This is a genomic window from Kordia periserrulae (assembly GCF_003054265.1).
GTDB lineage: Bacteria > Bacteroidota > Bacteroidia > Flavobacteriales > Flavobacteriaceae > Kordia > Kordia periserrulae.
Genome location: NZ_QBKT01000012.1, coordinates 47,625 through 65,640, shown reverse-complemented (window position 1 = coordinate 65,640; position 18,016 = coordinate 47,625). Strand labels below are relative to the sequence as shown.

18 protein-coding genes are annotated in these 18,016 nt (G+C 37.9%); 12 read left to right on the top strand and 6 right to left on the bottom strand.

Features of this window, described 5'->3' with window-relative positions; translation table 11 throughout:
• Nucleotides 1–91: 91 nt before the first annotated feature.
• Nucleotides 92–2,512 carry a T9SS type B sorting domain-containing protein gene (locus C8N46_RS18695; RefSeq protein ID WP_108116633.1) on the top strand — a complete coding sequence of 807 codons (2,421 nt, stop codon included), beginning with the start codon at nt 92–94 and terminating at the stop codon, nt 2,510–2,512.
• Between the two features lie 156 nt (nt 2,513–2,668).
• Here the strand turns inward: C8N46_RS18695 and C8N46_RS18690 are convergent, their stop codons facing one another.
• Genes C8N46_RS18690 through C8N46_RS18670 form a run of 5 tightly spaced genes read right to left on the bottom strand, consistent with a single transcriptional unit; the run spans nt 2,669 to nt 5,890 of the window.
• Nucleotides 2,669–3,487 (bottom strand): TPM domain-containing protein, encoded by an 819-nt coding sequence (locus tag C8N46_RS18690; RefSeq protein ID WP_245896962.1) that lies wholly within the window; start codon nt 3,485–3,487, stop codon nt 2,669–2,671.
• Entirely contained in the window at nt 3,484–3,921 is a 438-nt protein-coding gene (locus C8N46_RS18685; RefSeq protein ID WP_108116632.1) for a TPM domain-containing protein, read from the bottom strand. Before C8N46_RS18685 ends, C8N46_RS18690 begins: the two co-directional genes overlap by 4 nt.
• Before the next feature lie 18 nt (nt 3,922–3,939).
• Complete coding sequence (locus C8N46_RS18680) at nt 3,940–4,539, bottom strand: LemA family protein (protein WP_108116631.1); 600 nt, start codon at nt 4,537–4,539, stop codon at nt 3,940–3,942.
• Nucleotides 4,540–4,586: 47 nt separating this feature from the next.
• The gene (locus C8N46_RS18675; protein WP_108116630.1) at nt 4,587–4,916 is read right to left on the bottom strand and encodes a MerR family transcriptional regulator; all 330 of its coding nucleotides are present in this window, start codon (nt 4,914–4,916) and stop codon (nt 4,587–4,589) included.
• The gene (locus tag C8N46_RS18670) at nt 4,916–5,890 is read right to left on the bottom strand and encodes a M23 family metallopeptidase (protein ID WP_108116629.1); all 975 of its coding nucleotides are present in this window, start codon (nt 5,888–5,890) and stop codon (nt 4,916–4,918) included. The genes C8N46_RS18675 and C8N46_RS18670 overlap by 1 nt, the downstream gene beginning before the upstream one ends.
• Before the next feature lie 173 nt (nt 5,891–6,063).
• Between C8N46_RS18670 and alaS the strand changes: the two genes are divergently transcribed.
• The 6 genes from alaS to C8N46_RS18645 all read left to right on the top strand — a co-directional run bounded on the left by alaS (nt 6,064) and on the right by C8N46_RS18645 (nt 11,291).
• Complete coding sequence (gene alaS, locus C8N46_RS18665; protein ID WP_108116628.1) at nt 6,064–8,676, top strand: alanine--tRNA ligase; 2,613 nt, start codon at nt 6,064–6,066, stop codon at nt 8,674–8,676.
• 110 nt (nt 8,677–8,786) lie between these two features.
• Nucleotides 8,787–9,185, top strand: a complete 399-nt coding sequence (locus C8N46_RS18660) for a hypothetical protein (RefSeq protein WP_108116627.1) — start codon at nt 8,787–8,789, stop codon at nt 9,183–9,185.
• Between the two features lie 2 nt (nt 9,186–9,187).
• A complete protein-coding gene (locus C8N46_RS18655) occupies nt 9,188–10,138 on the top strand; it encodes a GSCFA domain-containing protein (RefSeq protein ID WP_108116626.1) in 951 nt (316 codons plus the stop codon).
• Nucleotides 10,139–10,242: 104 nt separating this feature from the next.
• On the top strand, nt 10,243–10,416 hold the full coding sequence (locus C8N46_RS20685) for a hypothetical protein (protein ID WP_158269206.1): 174 nt from the start codon (nt 10,243–10,245) through the stop codon (nt 10,414–10,416).
• A gap of 77 nt (nt 10,417–10,493) precedes the next feature.
• Nucleotides 10,494–10,691, top strand: coding sequence for a hypothetical protein (locus C8N46_RS18650; protein ID WP_108116625.1), 198 nt, complete (start codon nt 10,494–10,496; stop codon nt 10,689–10,691).
• Between the two features lie 402 nt (nt 10,692–11,093).
• Nucleotides 11,094–11,291 (top strand): GldL-related protein, encoded by a 198-nt coding sequence (locus tag C8N46_RS18645; protein WP_108116624.1) that lies wholly within the window; start codon nt 11,094–11,096, stop codon nt 11,289–11,291.
• 2 nt (nt 11,292–11,293) lie between these two features.
• On the opposite strand, the gene C8N46_RS18640 is transcribed toward C8N46_RS18645, so the two are convergent.
• A complete protein-coding gene (locus tag C8N46_RS18640; protein WP_108116623.1) occupies nt 11,294–13,039 on the bottom strand; it encodes an aromatic amino acid hydroxylase in 1,746 nt (581 codons plus the stop codon).
• Between the two features lie 109 nt (nt 13,040–13,148).
• Between C8N46_RS18640 and C8N46_RS18635 the strand changes: the two genes are divergently transcribed.
• The 5 genes from C8N46_RS18635 to paaC all read left to right on the top strand — a co-directional run bounded on the left by C8N46_RS18635 (nt 13,149) and on the right by paaC (nt 17,911).
• The gene (locus C8N46_RS18635) at nt 13,149–13,727 is read left to right on the top strand and encodes a TetR/AcrR family transcriptional regulator (RefSeq protein WP_108116699.1); all 579 of its coding nucleotides are present in this window, start codon (nt 13,149–13,151) and stop codon (nt 13,725–13,727) included.
• A gap of 452 nt (nt 13,728–14,179) precedes the next feature.
• Nucleotides 14,180–15,253, top strand: a complete 1,074-nt coding sequence (paaE, locus tag C8N46_RS18630) for a 1,2-phenylacetyl-CoA epoxidase subunit PaaE (RefSeq protein ID WP_108116622.1) — start codon at nt 14,180–14,182, stop codon at nt 15,251–15,253.
• A gap of 351 nt (nt 15,254–15,604) precedes the next feature.
• Nucleotides 15,605–16,591, top strand: coding sequence for a 1,2-phenylacetyl-CoA epoxidase subunit PaaA (gene paaA, locus C8N46_RS18625; protein ID WP_108116621.1), 987 nt, complete (start codon nt 15,605–15,607; stop codon nt 16,589–16,591).
• A 51-nt stretch (nt 16,592–16,642) separates the two neighbouring features.
• On the top strand, nt 16,643–16,927 hold the full coding sequence (paaB, locus tag C8N46_RS18620; protein ID WP_108116620.1) for a 1,2-phenylacetyl-CoA epoxidase subunit PaaB: 285 nt from the start codon (nt 16,643–16,645) through the stop codon (nt 16,925–16,927).
• Nucleotides 16,928–17,158: 231 nt separating this feature from the next.
• Nucleotides 17,159–17,911 carry a 1,2-phenylacetyl-CoA epoxidase subunit PaaC gene (gene paaC, locus C8N46_RS18615; RefSeq protein WP_108116619.1) on the top strand — a complete coding sequence of 251 codons (753 nt, stop codon included), beginning with the start codon at nt 17,159–17,161 and terminating at the stop codon, nt 17,909–17,911.
• Nucleotides 17,912–18,016 lie beyond the last annotated feature (105 nt).

Genomic DNA, 18,016 nt, shown 5'->3' with positions numbered 1-18,016 from the left:
AAAAAGCAACTACAACGTTGTAGTTGTTAAAAAAATAGCATCATGCTTTACCGCACCTGAAAAATATGTATTTTTAAAAAAATCATAAAAAATGCGTACGTTTTCTACTTACATATTATGTGTAATATTGCTCTTATTAGTAGCAAATGTACGTGCGCAAACACCGCCAACCATTACCGCAACAGGCGACCAACAATACTGCGGAGATGCACCGATGAACATCGCAACGAGTGTTTCCATTACCGATCCAGATGCTGGTGATAACACGCTGCCAATTGTCTACATTCAAATTTCGGAAGGTTACAGCAACGGACAAGATCTGTTAAGTCTTACAGGAACACATGCAAATATCAACGCTTTTTGGACCCCAGATTTAGGTCGTTTGGCGCTTGTTGGTCCAGCCACCTTTGCAGAATACGAAGCTGCCATTGAATCGGTAGTGTTTGAAACGACGCAAACCAATTTTACAGAAGACAAATTTTTCTCCATCAATCTAGGCGATGCCAACTATTTACCGTCAACGGGACATTATTATTTTTATGTCCAAAGCACAGGAATTACTTGGACGCAAGCACGTACTGCCGCAGAAGCACAAGATTATTTTGGACTGCAAGGCTATTTGGCAACCTTAACCACAGAAGAAGAAGCAGATTTGGCAGGCTCACAAAGTTCAGGAACGGGCTGGATTGGCGCATCTGATAGTGAACAAGAAGGAACTTGGAAGTGGGTAACAGGACCCGAAGCAGGAACCGTTTTTTGGATAGGTGAAGTTGGAGGAATGCCTCAAAACGGACTTTACACATTTTGGAATTCTGGCGAACCCAACAATCTTGGAAATGAGAATTATGCACACATCACCGATCCGAGTGTGGGAATTTTAGGTTCGTGGAACGATTTGGCAAATACTGGTTCAACAGATACGAACAGTCCGTATCATCCACAAGGATATATTGTGGAATTTGGCGGCATGCCTGGCGATCCAGATGTCAATTTATCAGTAAGTACACGAATTGAAACACCAAAATCAATACTCACAGGAAGTGAAAGTTGTGATGTGAGTCAAGTCACACTCAATGTAGAAACCAACACAGACACTGTTTTTTGGTACGAATCTGAAACCGCAACAACGCCAATTTACACAGGAACAAGTTATACCGTAACACTTACAGAAACAACCACATTTTGGGTGCTTCCTACATTTTCAGGCTGTACAGACGGCGCAAGAATTCCAATCACAGGCACTATATTCGGACTGCCAGAAACACAAGATATTTCTATTGTACAATGCGGTTCAACGAGCGGAATAACTATTTTTAATCTTTTTGAATCGAATCAAGAAGTGGCTGCAGGTATTGTGCAAAATCGTCAAGTTCGGTATTACACAGATAGTAACTTAACAGATGAAATCACGACAAGTGCGTATACAAACATTTCCAATCCGCAAACGGTATATGCGAAAGTAACCGATTTAACAACAGGTTGTGAAAACACTGCGGAAGTAACACTGGAAGTTGCTTCAAATGCAGTGAACAATGCTATGCTGAGCGAATGTGATACGATTGAAGAACTCGGTGTTACACAATTTGATTTGTCGGAAGCAGATGCACAAATTTTGAATGGTCTGCCCACAGATGTGACGGTTGTGTATTATGAAACCTTAGATGATGCGTTGCTATTGAGCAATCCGTTGGGAACTCAATTCACAAATACAATACCCTATTCACAAACAATTTTTGCGCGATTGGAACAAAATGGCGATTGTTACGGAATTGGCGAAGTCACGCTAACGGTGTTGAATCTACCAGCAATTGCAACGGAAGAAACGGCGTATTACTGCTTAAACTTTTTTCCACAAAACATTACGTTAGAAAGTGGTATTACGACTGATTTTAACAATTACACATTTCTATGGTCCACAGGAGAAATGACGCCTGAAATACACGTCAACGAAATAGGAACGTATACGGTTGAAGTGACGCAAATAGGCGCTTGCACTAAAACAAAAACCATTACAGTTGAACCCTCAAATATTGCGACAATTACGGACATTCAAATTGATGATATTTCAGATACTAATGTCGTTACGGTGTTGGTTTCTGGAGAAGGCGACTATGTATATGCCTTAAACAATCCAAACGGGATTTATCAAGAATCGAACGTTTTTCAGAATGTTCCTGCGGGATTTCACACAGTGTACATCAAAGACGTTAAAAACAATTGCGGCATAGTTTCAGAAGAAATTGCCGTTATAGGTTATCCAAAATTCTTCACGCCCAACAATGACGGCGTTAACGACACGTGGCAATTAAAAGGAATTTCCAGTGTGTTTCAAGCGAATTCACAAGTGTTTATTTATGATCGTTATGGAAAATTGCTAAGAATCCTTATCAATTCCGAAGACGCGTGGAATGGAACCATCAACGGAACCAGAATGCCATCAAGCGATTATTGGTTTTCTGTACAATTGCAAGACGGACGAACTTTTACAGGACATTTTACGTTGAAAAGATGATGTTTGGTTGCTAGTTGTTTGTTTTTAGTTGACTATTATTTTAAAATCAAAAAAACCTTTAATCATTGAATTTTTAAATCCTTGAATTGAGCGCAGCGAAGCTAAAAAATGGTAGCTGAGCAAAACCAAACAAAAAGGTAGCTGAGTTTGTCGAAGCTACCAACTTCCACCAGCGCCACCGCCACTAAATCCGCCGCCGCCAAATCCACCGCCGAATCCGCCGCCACCACTGAATCCACCGCCGCTGCTTCCGCCACCGAACGAGCCTTTTCCAAGATTACTTAAAATAATAATATCTAATAAATCATTTCCAGTACTTCTTCTGCCGCCACGATGGTTTCCGCCGCCATTCCGTTTGTTATTTCCTAAAATAGACACTAAAACGATAAAAATAATCAGTAAAAAGAACAAAACACCGACTCGAATTCCTTTAGAGGAAGTTTTGCGTTCGCCTGTAAACTCACCTGCGAGTACTTCAATAATGCTATCAACGCCAGCGTTTAAGCCGCCGTAATAATCGCCGCGTTTAAAAAAGGGAATAATTCTATTTCGGGTAATTTGTCCCACAATTCCAGCAGTCAGTTCATTTTCGGCTCCGTAGCCTGGAGAAATCCAGATTTTTCGTTCTTTTTCGGCTAATAAAATCACGACACCATTATCTTTTCCCTGTTGTCCAACTTCCCATTTTTGTCCCCATTCGGGTGCCAGCATTCCAATACTTTCTCCTTGTAAACTTTCAATAATGACCACAATAATTTGTGTAGACGTCGTATCCGAATATTTGATGAGTTTGTATTCTAGCGCATCTTTTTCTTGCTTTTCGAGTAAATTTGCATAGTCATACACCGCATCAGGATTGGCTTTTGTGGGTTTTGGAGGAATGTCATATTGCGCGTATGAAACGTTCAAAAAGAACAATCCAACCACAAAAAGTAACGTGCGAATCGATTTTTTATATGTGAATGTTGTTATCAACCTTTGGAAATTTCGTTTGAGAGTTCGTTTTTATCATCTACGTCCCACGGAAAATGTTGTTGCAATTCTTTTCCAGCTTGTAAAACACCTGCAATGAGTCCTTGTGTAAAATTTCCTTTCGTAAAATGGTCGCGCATCAAGTCGCGTGTTGCATTCCAAAAATTATCGGGTACGACATTATTAATACCTTCATCGCCATATATCACAAATTTCCGATCGCGCACAGCGACATAAATAAGCACACCATTTCGAAGTTTAGTATTGTCCATTTTGAGAAGATGAAATACCTCCAAAGCGCGGTCAAACGCATCGATTTCAACGTGATCTTCAATGTGCACACGAATTTCACCAGACGTTTTTCGTTCTGCGGTGCGTATGGCAGCAATGATTTCTTGTTCTTCTTCTGTAGTAAGGAAATCTTCTACTTTCGACATAGTGTTTCGGTATTTTATTTACGAACTGAAATCAAAATCATCATCCTTAATTTCGTAGTCTTTAGCGCCTTCATCGGCTTTGAATTGTGCCATTTCGGTAAAGCCAAAAAAACCAGCAAAGAGATTATTTGGAAAAGTTTTTATACTAATATTGTAATCTTTAACCTCTTCGTTAAAACGCTTGATAGCTGTGCGAACAGAGTTTTCCGTACTTGCCAATTCATCTTGAAGTTTTAAGAAGTTTTCATTACTTTTCAAGTCAGGATAACGCTCAACGGTTACTAATAATCTAGACAAAGCACTAGAAAGACCGGATTGTGCTTCTTGAAATTTGGCTAAATTTTCAGGCGTTAAATCATCTACGTTGATTTGTGTTTGTGTAGCTTTGGCACGTGCTTCAATCACGTTTTGCAAGGTCGTTCGCTCAAAATCGGCAGCACCTCGTACGGTTTTTACCAAGTTTCCGATTAAATTACTTTTACGTTGGTATTCTGCTTCCACATTAGACCATGCAGTTTTGGCATTTTCTCGTAATACAATCGTTCCGTTGTATCTAGTATAGACGAAAATGGCAATCACCGCGAGAACGACTAAGATGATAATCGATTTTTTACTCATAATTATTCGGGTTTATCTATTGGTTTGTATTGAGTTTGGTGTAAGCGTTACAAGTTGTCTTTAATTTTTACAAGTTCGGCTCTTATATGTTGTAATTTACGAATAATCTCAAAATTGGAAAGTGTTTTTTTCTTTTCTTCTTTTAAATGCACTTTGGCACCTTCAAGGGTAAAGCCACGTTCTTTTACCAAATGATAAATGAGTTCTAAGTATTTAATGTCTTCGGGAGTAAATTTGCGATTTCCCTTGGCATTTTTTTTAGGTTGAATTTCATCAAATTCTTTTTCCCAAAAGCGAATCAAAGAAGCATTGACATCGAAAGCTTTGGCAACTTCTCCGATGCTGTAATATAATTTATCTGGTAAATCAACATGCATTAGTCGAGCGATTGATTTTGCTTTGCAGCGTTTTTCAATAATTCTTCAAACTCTTGTGGCGATAAGTTTCCGTAGTAGAAATTAATCGGATTGATTTTATCACCATTTTTATGAATTTCATAGTGCAAATGCGGGGCTTGCGATCGTCCTGTACTCCCTACAAAACCTATCAAATCACCACGTTTTACTTTTTCTCCTTTGCGTACATTGTATCGACTCAAATGTGCGTACAAAGACACATAGCCATACCCATGGTCAATGCGAATATGCTTTCCAAAACCAGAAGCAGTATTGTCTGATCGAATCACGACACCATCTCCAGAAGCATATACAGGCGTTCCTCTTGGTGCTGTAAAATCCATTCCCCAATGCATTTTTCGTGCTTTTGTAAATGGATCGCTTCGGAAACCATAACCAGAAGCCATGCGTGTTAAATCTTCATTATTTACAGGTTGAATCGCAGGAATAGACGCTAAAAACTTTTCTTTATCTTCTGCCAATTTTGCAATTTCATCCAAGGATTTTGAATGCACAATTAAGCGTTTTTGTAGCTTTTCTAAATCTCTTGTGGTAGAAACCAACAAGTCAGCATTTTCATAATTATACAAGGCTTCGTACCTATTCACACCACCAAAACCTGCTTTGCGTTGTTCTTCCGGAATTGGGTTAGCTTCAAAATACAAACGATAAATATTGTTGTCGCGTTCTTCCAAATTTGCCAACACGGCTTGCGCTTGTGTCATTTTCTTATTGAGCAATTTGTATTGCAATTGCATTTGCGCCAACTCACGCTTCAACATTTTCTCTTTCGGTGTTTCGAGAGCCGTATTAAACATGATAGTTACCAAAATAAAAGAGCACAAAACAACAGCGGCTACAAACAAAACCATCACGCCAACTTTACGTCCGCGCTTTGTTTCAATCTTCCGATATGATAATGTTTCTGAATCGTAATAATATTTTACCTTACTCATTTCTTAAATTATACTATTTTTGTACAGTTTTTCGTGAAAATAGTTCGCGAGAAACTTGTAAAACAAACAAATATAGCTATAGTTTTACAGTTTTTAGAAATTTTAAAGTAGCTTAAGATAATTTTAATAATACAAAAGAAGTATCTGGCGAGCTGAACGTAAATATATAACACATGAAATCTCAAGATATCAGAGCGAAATTTTTGGAGTTTTTTGAATCAAAAAAACATCAAATTGTACCATCAGCACCTATGGTAATGAAAAACGATCCTACGTTGATGTTTATTAACTCTGGAATGGCGCCTTTTAAAGAATATTTTTTAGGAAATGGAACGCCAAAAAATAATCGTATTGCCGATACTCAAAAATGTTTGCGCGTAAGCGGAAAACACAACGACTTAGAAGAAGTTGGATACGACACCTATCACCACACCATGTTTGAAATGTTGGGGAACTGGAGTTTTGGCGATTATTTCAAGAAAGAAGCAATTGCTTGGGCTTGGGAATTGTTGACTGAAGTTTATAAAATAGACAAAGATATTTTATACGTAACTGTTTTTGAAGGAAGCGACGAAGACGGATTGCAACTCGATCAAGAAGCATACGATTTGTGGAAAGAAATTGTTCCTGAAGAGCGCATTTTGATGGGAAATAAAAAAGACAATTTCTGGGAAATGGGAAGTCAAGGACCATGCGGACCGTGTTCTGAAATTCATGTCGATATTCGTTCTGATGAAGAAAAAGCAAAAATACCTGGTGCCGAATTGGTCAATCAAGACCATCCGCAAGTCGTGGAAATTTGGAACTTGGTATTCATGCAATACAATCGTAAAGCAGACAAATCGCTTGAAAAATTACCAGAAAGACACGTTGATACAGGAATGGGCTTTGAGCGTTTGTGTATGGTGTTGCAAGATGTGAAATCAAATTATGACACCGATGTTTTTACGCCAATAATTCGTGAAATAGAAGCAATTACCAATACCGAATACGGAAAAGATGAAAAAACGAATGTTGCTATTCGTGTCATTGCCGATCACGTGCGAGCTGTGTCATTTTCGATTGCTGACGGACAACTACCAAGCAACAATACTGCGGGGTATGTCATTCGCCGAATTTTACGTCGTGCTGTGCGTTACGGATTTACGTTCTTAAACAAAAAAGAGCCATTTATCTATCGCTTAGTAGAAGTTTTAGACAAAAAAATGGGCAAAGCCTTCCCAGAAATCAAAGACCAAAAACACCTGATTCAAAATGTGATAAAGGAAGAGGAAGCTTCGTTCTTACGTACGCTAGACCAAGGTTTGGTATTGTTAGATGGTTTGATGGAAAATGTAAAAGGCACAGAAGTTTCTGGACAAAAAGTATTCGAACTCAAAGATACTTACGGTTTTCCTGAAGATTTAACCGAGTTGATTCTGAAAGAAAACAATCTCACATATAATAAAAAAGAATTTGAAAAGCTGTTAGAAGAACAAAAAGGAAAAGGACGTGAAGCAACAGCAATTCAAACGGACGATTGGGTCACAATTTTAGAAGATGAAGAGGAAGAATTTGTTGGCTACGATACGCTAGAAGTAGATGTAAAACTAGTTAAATATCGTAAAATCGAAACCAAAAAAGACGGTGTACAATATCAACTAGTATTCAATTTGACGCCTTTCTATCCTGAAGGCGGCGGACAAGTAGGCGATAAAGGCTATTTAGAATCGCAAGATGGAGATATAGTGTACATCATTGACACGAAGAAAGAAAACAATTTGATTGTTCATATTGCGAAAACATTGCCTAAAAAGTTAGATACCACGTTTAAAGCAGTGGTGGATGAAAAACAACGTATGCGTACAGCGGCAAATCACACGGCGACACACCTATTGCATCAAGCATTGCGTGAAGTGTTGGGAACACATGTGGAGCAAAAAGGTTCGGCAGTGCACTCCAAATATTTACGCTTCGACTTTTCGCACTTTTCAAAATTGACCTCAGAAGAATTACGCGATGTTGAAGATTTTGTCAATGCACGTATTGAAGGAAAGTTACCATTAATTGAAAAACGCAATCAACCCTTGGCAGAAGCGATGGAAGAAGGCGCGATGGCTTTATTTGGTGAAAAATACGGTGATACAGTTCGTTCCGTACGTTTTGGACAATCGATTGAATTGTGTGGAGGAACGCATGTAGAAAATACGGCGGATATTTGGCATTTCAAAATCAAATCGGAAGGTGCTGTTGCGGCGGGAATTCGAAGAATTGAAGCAATCACGTATGATGCTACGAAAGAGTTTTACTTTGAGAACAATCGTGCGTATTATGAAATCAAAGACGCTTTAAACAATCCGAAAGATGCGGTCAAAGCAGTAACAGATTTAAAAGATGAAAACGCGAAGCTGAAAAAACAGATTGAAGATTTACTCAAAGAAAAGGCAAAAAATCTAAAAGGCGATTTAAAGAATGAATTAGAAGAAATCAACGGTGTTCAGTTTTTAGCAAAACAAGTAGATTTAGACCAAAACGGTATTAAAAATCTAGCGTTTGAACTTGGAGGTGAAATCAAAAATCTATTCTTATTCTTTGCAACCGCAACCGAAAATAAGGTCATGTTGACCTGCTATATTTCAAAAGAATTGGCTGCAGAACGCGGCTATGATGCTGGAAAAGTAGTGCGCGAATTGGGAAAACTGATTCACGGCGGCGGCGGCGGACAACCGTTTTTTGCAACAGCTGGCGGAAAAAACCCGGGAGGAATTCCGAAAGTGATGGAGCGCGTTAGAGAGTATGTGAAATAATCGATTAAAAATGTAAGTTCAACCATTTTCTTACATGTTGAAGGATTTTTTTTTAGAAAGAAACTTATATTGCATACTCGTAAAACTGAAAAATAATATAGAATAGCCGAATGAAAAAAATGTATATCCTTGTATTGGCACTGTTGTTTGCGGCGCCAATATTTGCACAAGAAGAAACTCAAAAAGAAGAAAAAAACGACGATGTGTACGTTTGGTGTATCATGCCCAACAAAAAAGGGAAATGGTACAAATTGGAAAAACCAACAACGAAAGTTGTGACCGATTTTCAAGACAAACTTATCTATCTTGAGTTGTTAAATCCGTACGATATTGTTGAAAAAGGAAAGCTAGATCGCGCTACAAGTGATGCTATTTTGAAAATGGAAAAAATCAAAGGTGTGACGTATGAAAGCAAAGAATTAGTCGGATTTACACAAGGAATGAAAAACAGGCTAAACCTCATGTATCACATTGCTAAAAGAGCCGCAGAAGCCAAAGAAAAGCAGTAAAGATGCAATTACAAACCAACATTCCGTTTGTAAAAGAACCGTACAACCCAATAAGCTACAAATCCAATATCTGCTTATTGGGTTCTTGTTTTTCGGAACATATTGGTGACAAATTGGCGTATTATAAATTCAACACATTTCAAAATCCGTTTGGAATATTATTTCATCCCAAAGCCATTGAAAATCTGATTGTAAAAGCTATCAATCAAGAAGTTTTTACGGAAGCTGCTGTTTTTTATCAAAACGAACGTTGGCATTGTTTTGAAGCGCATTCTGAGTTGAGTCACGAAGACAAAGAAACCGTTTTAAAGCGATTGAATACTGCAATTGCACAAACGCATCAAACTTTACAAGAAGCTTCGCATATCATCATTACGTTAGGCACGGCGTGGACCTATCGTTTTATTGAAACAGATACGCTTGTCGCGAATTGTCACAAAGTACCACAAAAGCAATTTTTAAAAGAATTATTGTCAGTCGATGAAGTGGCGGCAAGTGTTGAAAACTGTATTGCGTTGTTAAAAAGTTTTAACCCAAAATTGACCATTTTGTATACGGTTTCGCCTGTGCGACATGTAAAAGATGGTTTTGTGGAAAATCAGCAAAGCAAAGCGCATTTGTTGGCGGGAATTCATCAACACATTTCCAAACGAGAGAACGTTCATTACTTTCCTTCCTATGAATTGATGATGGACGAACTGCGCGATTATCGTTTTTATGCGGACGATATGCTGCATCCAAATACCTTGGCGGTGAATTACATTTGGGAAAAATTTCAACACGCGTGGATTTCTCACGAAAGTGAACAAACAATGGAAGTTGTAGCAAGTATTCAAAAAGGACTCGCGCACAAACCGTTCCATCCGAATTCGGAACAGCATCAAAAGTTTTTAGCCAATCTTCACACTAAAATTGAAAAACTACAGCAAGAGTTTTCTTTTATAAAATTTTAACAAATTTACGTGTAACTTCTTAATTTATAGTTAAGTACGGGAAAACCGTACTTTTTGATATTTTCTTTCGAGTAATTTTAAATCAAACTAAAAATTTAATAATTATGAAAAAGAAAGGAATCAAAAATTTACACTTAAACAAAAATTCTGTGTCCGTTTTAAACGAAGCAGCACGAATTAAAGGAGGAAACAACACAGCATTGTGTACAGGATTGGCTGGCTCGTGTTGGTGTAATGTAACTGTAACAGATTGTCCTCCATGTCCAAGAGAAAGATAAAATAAAGAAACAGTAAAGCGAATTTAATTTTGTTTTACTGTTTTTTTAGTTGTTATGAATTAATTAAAAAGAAAACTATGAAAAAGAAAAGTTTAAAAAATTTACAACTACGAAAAAGTTCAATTTCAATTTTAGAAAATCTATCTGTAAAAGGAGGAAATACCTATGATAGCCGAATTATTTGTCCAGAACCAGATACGGAAGGTGCAGATTGTAATACGAATGCAACAGGCTGTCAAACATTTGCCTCCTATTGTAATTGTGGAACGTATTAGAGAATACTGAAAAGTTAATTAACGTGAGTTCGATATAACTATTTTATTATATAACTGATTACTAATAGATTATACTCAATGTCAAATCGAGCATTATCGTAGATACCGAGCATAGCTCACGAGATTCCTTTGGAATTATCAATTCTTAGTTGTTCTCGACTGCGCTCGAACTGACAATTAGTTATTTCTCAGCGAATTATGAATTACATAGTGATTTCTTAAGTCGAACTCACGTTAATTATATACTGCTTCGAGAGTTTTAAATTCAAAACTTTTGAAGTAGTTTTTTTATTTCTGAAAACCAAAGTAAGCTTCATTAGTGAGCGCAGAAGAAGTGTGAAAAAGTTGTAAAATGATTTATTATGAGTATACTTGCAAGAATACCATTTAAAATTATATTGGATGAAAGTAAAACATATCATTGCCATATTTCTTTTGGGAATTTTGATTACTATTGTCGGCTCTTTGTTTAAAATACAACACTGGCCGTACGGCGGAGAATTGCTCACAGTAGGTTCACTCACAGAAAGTTTGGCAATACTATTAGGAATATGGAAATTGTTTTCTACTAAAAAGTTTCAAGACTTCTTGAATAGTTAAAACTAGTTAGTAACCAATTCAATACCGTCTGCAATTAAATGTGCGATATTTGGGCGTTCTTTTTGCATTGCTTCTAAACGTTGTAAAATGTGTTTGCTGAGTGATGCATACTGCGTTGAACTCAATTCGAATAATTCAATCAACAACAGCCAATCTTTGGGATGATTTTCGGTAAGTTCGTCAAAAATTTTCTGTAAAGAAACATCGTTGTTTTTCCCAGTTCTATAGTCGCAAACTTGCGCATACAATTTTTCCAATGCTTTATCTTCTTTCGATTTCGGAATTTTCACGGTCAACGTTTCCGATTTAAAATGGATACTATCAAACGAATTATAATCTGCCGCACCAGCGTATGCTGATACAATGTTTTTTCCTAAAGCTAAATCAAACGTACCATATTCGGGCTTAAACAACACACGATCGCCATACGTCACGGTGCAATCCGTAAACTGAATTAAAATCAATTTTCCGTTAAGATTTCGAATTCCAGTAACGTTCAACCCTTCAACTTTGATGCCACTTTCGTACTCAAAAGCAATGCGTTCGCCATCATAAAAATTATACGCTTTTAAGTCGCGCGGACTCATATCTTCAATGGCTAAATTGATGCCTTTCAATTTGCCTAAAGGCGAACTAAAACCGTGTGGATGCATCGCAATTCCATGACCAATCAATTCCTTCTCCCGATTCGATAAGGCAGTTGGACCTTCCGTTCTAAAAAATACTACTTCATTATCTTCATTCGTAATCATTTCGGTGAATACTCCAGAAACTTGCAAGCCTGTACTCAATTCAATGGTTCCAATCTTTTTCGAATCTATCAACTTTTGCAAGCCTCGAAAGCCACCTTTTCGCAGTGCCATAGTTTGCGCAAATTCTTCCAAAACCTGCATCAAATATGAAAAATCGGGTGTAACGTACAACTGTGGTTGTGGTTTGGTAATGTCAAACTCTTGATATGCCGCATCAACCGAATACGGAAGTTTTTTCACTTCATCGGTCATGCACCATTTGCTTTCGCCGATAGAAGACAACAAACCTGCGCCATAAATCTTCGGATTGTCTACATTGCCAATCAAACCATATTCAACCGTCCACCAATGCAAATTTCGAATCATAGCCATTTCTGATAATTCAACCTTTTTAGCTTGCAATTCGTTGACGCGATTTTCAGCGGCTTCAATTTCTGCTTCCGTAGAGCTTGGTGCTTCTTTTAAAATAGACAATTTTCGTACGGCTTCATACATGTCGTTATCATGTGAAGACAAAATTGCTTTTGCGCCAATTTCTCCAAAACGACGTAAATATTCTGCATAATCGGGATTGGCAATAATAGGCGCATGTCCCGCAGCTTCATGAATAATATCAGGTGCTGGCGTGTACGAAATGTGTTCCAATTGACGAATATCACTGGCAATCACCAACACTTTATACGCTTGAAATTCCATAAACGCATTTGGCGGAATAAAACCATCAACCGCAACAGCTGCCCAACCAATTTCTTTCAAAATACGATTCATGCCGTACATGCTTGGAATAGCATCAATGGAAATTCCTGTTTTTTGCAAACCTTCCAAGTACGAATCATGCGCAACGGTACTCAAATATGAAACACTTTTCCGCATTACATAGCGCCAAACAGCTTGATTAATTGGCGTATATTCTTCATAATTTTGCGGTTTAATATACTGTTGTAAATGCGGCGGAAGTCTGTCTAATAAAGGATTGGTTTCAATATTCTCGTTCATGAGGCAAATTTTCACAAAGCTATTAAAACATTAAATAGCATCGCAAGAAAATGTAGAAATTCAACGTATTTCATAAAATATGTATCTTCACCATAAAAAAGTTGCTACCATGGCGCAAAAACCAACAACACGGAAAGAAGAAATAGTACAAACTGCGGAATTGCTTTTCAAAAAGAAAGGTTACAGCGCGGTAACCATGCGCGACATTGCGCAAGCTATGGGAATTAAAGCGGCAAGTTTGTACAATCACATTCAATCCAAACAGGAAATTTTGGCGGATATCATCATGAAAATTGGTGAACAATTTACCGCAGGAATGGCAGAAATCGTTGCGATGGAAGAAGCGACAAGTATTGAAAAATTGGAGCGAATCATCAAACTGCATGTGCAAATTACGATGGAAAATCCTTCCCGAATGGCAACCATGAACAACGATTGGATGCACTTAGAAGAAAAACTCGATTACTACTTGCAGTTACGGCGAAACTATGAAGAAAGCTTTCGTCAAATATTAATAAAAGGCATTGCAAAAGGAGAAATTAAAGACGTAAACCCTGAAGTGATTCTATTTTCCATTCTTTCCACACTACGCTCCTTATACCTTTGGATTCCTAAAAAAGATGAAATCATAAAGCAAGATTTGCTAGGAAAATTAAGTCACGTATTGCTTACAGGCGTTACGGCATAACTAGGGGAAATCTGTAAAGATTCTATAGTTTTTGATTAACAAATGTATTGGAAAGCCATTGATTAACAAGGTTAATCTTACGTATCTTTGCATTGAATTTAATTTAAAAAACCCAAAGACTTAATGAAAAGAGAACCTATGAACGTTTTGAGATTAAAAAAATGTAGTATCTCAAAACTAAATGCTATTGTTGCTGGTGGACCGCCTCCTCCGCCAGGAAGTAACTCATGTGTAGAAGAGCAAACTTGTCTTACTTGTGAAGGCAATACTTGCGAACATACATGCGATAGAACTTGTGTTTAAATAATTTTTAATATCACAAAACAGAGAAAAGAGTGCTTATATAAGCGCTCTTTTTTTTATGTAAATGACTGATATGTACTATTTAACAAAAATTTAGTTGCAAGTCAAACTAACAATTGTTAGTTTTGTGTAAAATAACTAAAAATTGCATGGCAAAGTTTCATGAAATTGAAGTCGCAGACGTGTACAAAGAGACTTCAGATTGTACGGTAATCACACTCAACATTCCCGAAAATCTCAAAAAAGAATTTCAATACAAGCAAGGACAATATCTGACTTTGCGCAAAATCATCAACGACGAAGATGTACGCAGGTCGTACTCGTTATGCTCCAGTCCAATTGATGGCGAATGGAAAGTCGCTGTAAAACAAATTCCAGGCGGGAGATTTTCTACCTATGCCAATACCGAATTAAAAGCAGGCGATACGCTCGAATTAATGGTGCCAGCAGGTCGTTTTTTCGTAGAAGTTGATCCGAATGCAAAGAAAAATTACATCGCATTTGCGGCAGGAAGTGGAATAACGCCGATGCTTTCCATCATAAAAACACACTTAGAAGCAGAGCCACAAAGTACTTTCAAGTTATTTTACTTGAATCGCACCGTAAAATCCATTATCTTTAAAGAAGCGATAGAACAGTTGAAAAACAAATACTTAGAGCGTTTCAATATCTTCTATTTCTTGACAAAAGAGCAACGTGATATCGAATTTTTAAACGGGCGATTTACTCCAGAAAAAATTCAATTACTCACCAAAATGTTCATTGACGTGGATGATACGGCAGATTGTTTTATTTGTGGACCAGAAGAAATGATTTTCCTCATCAGAGACGAATTGGAAGCTGCCGGATTGCCTAAAGAAAACATTCATTACGAACTATTTTTCTCTGGCGATAAAAAAGCAAATGATGCGCAAATTGCACAAGCGTTAGAACATAAAGTCGACGGTACCGATGTAACAATTGTCGATGGCGGAAAAGAATTTCATTTCATCATGGAAGACGCATACGATAACATCCTCGATGGCGCATTGGCAGCAGGAGCCGATTTGCCGTTCGCCTGTAAAGGTGGCGTGTGTAGTACCTGTAAATGTAGAGTGCTAGAAGGTGCTGTAGAAATGAAAATCAACTATGCACTCGTTGAAGAAGAACTCGCGAGCGGATTGGTATTGTCGTGCCAAGCCGTTCCAACCACAGAAAAAGTCGTGGTCGATTTTGATGTTTAGTATAATTAGGGCGTTTCCCTACGGGTCGGGCTTTCGGTAGTCGCTTTTTTGTCATTCCTGTGTAGGCAGGAATCTCAAAAAGAGCTTCAACAAAACCTCAATCCCTAACGCAAATTCCCACGAAAGTGAGAATTTTTTAAAAACAAAAGGAAAACAAAACGTCATGCTGAACTTGATTCAGTATCACACAACAAAAAAATAAAATAATAAAATGTCACATCGAGCGCAGTCGAGATGCCTTCAAAGTACGAAATATCAGTCTTGAAGTAAAAATGAAAAAGAAAAAGTAATTCCAATAAATCAAAGAATTACACAAAAAACAAACAACAAACAACAAAAAAACATACTGTAATGAGTGAAGCACAACAAAATAACAATGGAGCAGAGCGCAGTTTAAGTTTAGAAGAAATATTTGAGCAGCGCATTGCAAATGATGAAAAGATAGAGCCAAAAGATTGGATGCCTGAAAAATACAGGAAAACACACATCCGACAAATATCGCAACACGCACATTCTGAAATTATAGGAATGTTGCCAGAAGGAAACTGGATTACCAGAGCGCCTTCGTTGCGTAGAAAAGTAGCGTTGTTGGCAAAAGTACAAGACGAAGCTGGACACGGTCTATATCTCTACAGCGCATGCGAAACACTAGGAATCTCACGTGAAGAATTGTACGAACAATTACACTCTGGGAAAGCCAAATATTCGAGTATTTTCAACTATCCTACCATCACTTGGGCAGATATGGGAGCTATTGGTTGGTTGGTTGATGGCGCCGCAATTATCAATCAGGTGCCATTATGTAATACTTCATACGGACCGTATGCAAGAGCGATGATTCGTGTATGTAAAGAAGAAAGTTTCCACCAACGTCAAGGATTCGAAATCATGTTAACACTTTGCAACGGAACTGAAGCGCAAAAGCAAATGGCGCAAGATGCTTTAAACAGATGGTGGTGGCCTTCACTAATGATGTTAGGACCAACAGATGCTGAATCGATTCACACAGAACAATCGATGAAATGGAAACTCAAACGTAAAACCAACGATGATTTGCGTCAGCAATTCATCGATCAAACCGTGCCACAAGCAGATATCTTAGGGTTAACCATTCCAGATCCAGACCTAAAATGGAATGAAGAAACAGGACATTACGACTTCGGTGAAATTGACTGGGACGAATTTTGGCAAGTTGTCAAAGGTCACGGACCATGCAACAAAGAACGTATGAATGCCAGAGTTGGCGCATGGGAACGCGGAACGTGGGTTCGTGATGCAGCCATGGCGTATGCTGAAAAGCAACAAAACAAAAAAGAAAATCAAGCAAAAGCAGGGTAAATTATTGAAATCATCTCAATACTAAATACTCAAAACTTAATACTAAAAAAGATGAACAAAAACTGGCCTCTTTGGGAAATATTCGTACGAAGCAAAAACGGATTGGAACACCGACACTTTGGAAGTTTACACGCTGCTGATGCAGAAATGGCATTGGAAAACGCAAGAGACGTGTACACACGCAGAAGCGAAGGTGTAAGCATTTGGGTTGTAGAGTCCAAACACATTACAGCGTCAAATCCAGAACATAACGGCGAATTATTTGAGCCTGCCCAAGACAAAATCTATCGTCATCCAACATTTTACGATTTACCAGATGATGTGAAGCATATGTAGCGCTTTGCGCTATTCCCGATGCTTGCTGAGCTTGTCGAAGTAAGGCGGTAATCTCTATGAAACGAAATTTGTCATTTCTATGTTAAGCATCAATCTCATTAACCTAGCATTTTGTCATTCCTGCGAAGGCAGGAATCCAATTTGATACGATATGAAAATTTAATATTGAATCTAATCTACATATAGTCAGAAATTCAAAAATAAAGTTACCCACTTTCGTGGGCAATACATATGAAAACAAACCTATACAACTACATACTCGAACTTGGTGATAACTGCTTGATCGCAGGACAGCGTTTGGGCGAACTTTGCGGTCATGGACCAAGTTTAGAAACAGACATTGCCTGTACCAATATTTCACTCGATTTGTTTGGGCAAACACGCAGTTATTTTCAATATGCTGCTGATATCAAAGGCGAAGGCGCTACCGAAGACAGTATTGCCTTTTTACGTTATGAACGTGAATATAAAAACGTACTCTTGGTAGAGCAACCAAATCACGATTTTGCGTATACAATGGCGCGACAGTACTTATATGATGTTTTTCATTTGTTACTACTAGAAAAGCTACAATTCAGTCAAGATATCACGTTAAGTGCGATTGCTAAAAAATCTATCAAAGAAGCGTCGTATCACGTACGTTTTACGGGCGATTGGGTGAAGCGTTTAGGTGATGGTACAGAGGAAAGTCACGAAAAAATGCAAAACGCCATCAATGATTTATGGACATACACCAACGAATTGTTTGAAGTAACCGAAGATGCAAAAATGATGGCTGAGGAAGGAATCGGCGTTGATGTAGCTACACTAAAAGAAACCTATTACGAAAAAGTAACGGCTCTACTAGAAGAAGCAACATTGACAGTTCCTGAATCAAAATACTTTCAAAAAGGAGGAAAATCAGGAATTCACACAGAACACATGGGCTATTTATTAGCTGACATGCAATACATGCAAAGAGCCTATCCAAATATGAAGTGGTAACTAACAAATGCTTGTCATTCCTACGAGCTGTACTGAGCTTACCGAAGAAATGCAGGAATATAAAAGCATAATTTTAAACTAACACCCAACACCCAACACCCAACA

Coding starts and splice junctions, on each gene's coding strand:
- C8N46_RS18655 (WP_108116626.1), top strand. CDS start 9,188: ATGCAATTACAAACCAACATTCCGTTTGTAAAAGAACCGTACAACCCA.
- C8N46_RS20685 (WP_158269206.1), top strand. CDS start 10,243: ATGAAAAAGAAAGGAATCAAAAATTTACACTTAAACAAAAATTCTGTG.
- C8N46_RS18650 (WP_108116625.1), top strand. CDS start 10,494: ATGAAAAAGAAAAGTTTAAAAAATTTACAACTACGAAAAAGTTCAATT.
- C8N46_RS18640 (WP_108116623.1), bottom strand. CDS start 13,039: ATGAACGAGAATATTGAAACCAATCCTTTATTAGACAGACTTCCGCCG.
- C8N46_RS18685 (WP_108116632.1), bottom strand. CDS start 3,921: ATGTCGAAAGTAGAAGATTTCCTTACTACAGAAGAAGAACAAGAAATC.
- alaS (WP_108116628.1), top strand. CDS start 6,064: ATGAAATCTCAAGATATCAGAGCGAAATTTTTGGAGTTTTTTGAATCA.
- C8N46_RS18695 (WP_108116633.1), top strand. CDS start 92: ATGCGTACGTTTTCTACTTACATATTATGTGTAATATTGCTCTTATTA.
- paaB (WP_108116620.1), top strand. CDS start 16,643: ATGAACAAAAACTGGCCTCTTTGGGAAATATTCGTACGAAGCAAAAAC.
- paaA (WP_108116621.1), top strand. CDS start 15,605: ATGAGTGAAGCACAACAAAATAACAATGGAGCAGAGCGCAGTTTAAGT.
- C8N46_RS18675 (WP_108116630.1), bottom strand. CDS start 4,916: ATGCATGTTGATTTACCAGATAAATTATATTACAGCATCGGAGAAGTT.
- C8N46_RS18660 (WP_108116627.1), top strand. CDS start 8,787: ATGAAAAAAATGTATATCCTTGTATTGGCACTGTTGTTTGCGGCGCCA.
- paaE (WP_108116622.1), top strand. CDS start 14,180: ATGGCAAAGTTTCATGAAATTGAAGTCGCAGACGTGTACAAAGAGACT.
- C8N46_RS18670 (WP_108116629.1), bottom strand. CDS start 5,890: ATGAGTAAGGTAAAATATTATTACGATTCAGAAACATTATCATATCGG.
- C8N46_RS18680 (WP_108116631.1), bottom strand. CDS start 4,539: ATGAGTAAAAAATCGATTATCATCTTAGTCGTTCTCGCGGTGATTGCC.
- C8N46_RS18645 (WP_108116624.1), top strand. CDS start 11,094: ATGAAAGTAAAACATATCATTGCCATATTTCTTTTGGGAATTTTGATT.
- C8N46_RS18635 (WP_108116699.1), top strand. CDS start 13,149: ATGGCGCAAAAACCAACAACACGGAAAGAAGAAATAGTACAAACTGCG.
- paaC (WP_108116619.1), top strand. CDS start 17,159: ATGAAAACAAACCTATACAACTACATACTCGAACTTGGTGATAACTGC.